The organism is Desulfovibrio sp. 1214_IL3152 (assembly GCF_036763055.1).
In the GTDB taxonomy this organism is placed as follows: domain Bacteria; phylum Desulfobacterota; class Desulfovibrionia; order Desulfovibrionales; family Desulfovibrionaceae; genus Desulfovibrio.
On sequence record NZ_JBAIYW010000535.1, the window covers coordinates 1 to 1,678 of the forward strand.

Sequence of the window (1,678 nt, forward strand, 5' to 3'; positions counted from 1 at the left end):
TCTGGCGGCTGCGTGAGCAGTCGCCCGCCGCAAAGATGCAAGCGCAATTTACTTGCGCGGTTAAGCATCGAAGCGAGCGTGACTTAAACTTTGAGAATGTACATTCTCAAAGTTAATCTGCTCTAGCAGACAACAGCAAACCGAGTGAGGGAGAAGGTGAACAGCCATAAGAAGCCCGGCAAGCCGGGATGCTGCAAAAATCACGTGTCAAAGCGCGTTGTGCGGCCACACCGGAACCCGCATATTCCTGTAATGACACATCGCTGCCTGCGACAATTTCAACCATTTTAACGGAGAAATTTATGCAATTCTATGCTGTTAACGGAAGCCCCAGAAAAAAATGCAATACAGCCACGGTGCTGGACAAGGCACTTGAAGGCGTGACCGCTGCCTGCCCCGAAGCGCAGACAGAAATGCTGCATCTCTATGACTACAATTACAAGGGCTGCATAAGCTGTTTTGAATGCAAGCGGCTTGGCGGCAAATCATACGGCCGGTGCGCCGTGCGCGACGAACTGGCCCCGGTGCTGGAAAAACTTTCTCTGGCGGACGGCATCATTTTTGGCTCACCCATCTATTTCAAGGGCATCACAGGGGAAATGCGGTCATTTTTTGAGCGCTTCCTTTTCCCCTATCTCGTATATGACGCCGAATATTCTTCCATCGCCCCCAAAAAGATGAAGACGGCCTTTATCTATACCATGAACGTTACTGAAAGCTTCATGAACGAGATGCATTACCCCGAACACCTTGGCGGCATGGAGTATTTTACGGGCAGGATGCTGACCCCGCCCGCCGTGCTCTACGTCAACGACACCTCCCAGTTCACGGACTACAGCAAGTACAAGGTGGAATGCTTTTCTGAAGAAGCCAAACTGAAGCGCAGGAAAGAGGTTTTTCCGCAAGACTGCCAAAAAGCCTTTGAACTGGGCATGAACATGGCCCGCGCCTGATCGGCTTTTCCCGTCGCTACAGACGCGGCGTGATAGCGGGGCGGGCCTGGCGCGGTTCTAGAGCAGTTTATGAATGAAATGAGTTAACTGCTCTGCAAGGATTTTCCTGAAAATCCTTGCCACGAAATGCGATCAGGCAGGCTTTTGCCTGCCGTAAACGGCGCGGCCACCCACCGGGCTACCGCTGGCAATGCGGGCAAAAGACAGTGCCCCGCCCCGCCACTCTGCCCTTTTCAAGAGGGCGTCCGCAGCTTTTGCACTTTTGTCCGCCGCGCCCGTACACCGCAAAAGTATTTTGAAAGGCTCCCACATTGCCATCGGCATCCCTGTAGTCACGGATGGAACTGCCGCACTGGGATATGGACAGCAAAAGCACGTCCCGCAGGCATTGCAAAAGGCGGTGGGCCTCAGTCCGCGTAAGCTCCGAGGCTTTTCTGCGCGGATCAATGCCTGCGGCGAACAGGCTTTCATCCGCATAGATATTGCCGACCCCGGCCAAAATTTTCTGGTCCAGCAGCACGGCCTTGATGGCGGAACGTTTTTGGGCAATGCGTTCCGCAAAGGCCGCCTCTGTGAGCTCCAGAGGCTCTGAACCAAGATCACGCCAGAAAGGCCAGTTAGCAAACACGCCCGGCGTACCTGCCAGCAGGGTTCCAAACGCGCGCACGTCGTCAAAAAACAGGCGGCGCTCGTCGGTGGGCGAACAGGCCTGGGACGCGGGCATG

At 54.8% G+C, this 1,678-nt stretch carries 2 protein-coding genes; one reads left to right on the top strand and one right to left on the bottom strand.

Translation table 11 applies throughout. From position 1 onward, the window contains the following. The first annotated feature begins 302 nt into the window (after positions 1 to 302). The gene (locus tag V6C07_RS11325) at positions 303 to 953 is read left to right on the top strand and encodes a flavodoxin family protein (protein WP_333536588.1); all 651 of its coding nucleotides are present in this window, start codon (positions 303 to 305) and stop codon (positions 951 to 953) included. Positions 954 to 1,131: 178 nt separating this feature from the next. Here V6C07_RS11325 and V6C07_RS11330 read toward each other — a convergent pair. Next, the coding region (locus tag V6C07_RS11330; protein ID WP_333536589.1) for a zinc finger domain-containing protein at positions 1,132 to 1,678 on the bottom strand (547 nt) is incomplete at its 5' end.

Excerpts from the sequence above, each read along its gene's own strand:
- V6C07_RS11325 (WP_333536588.1), top strand. The coding sequence starts at position 303 with ATGCAATTCTATGCTGTTAACGGAAGCCCCAGAAAAAAATGCAATACA.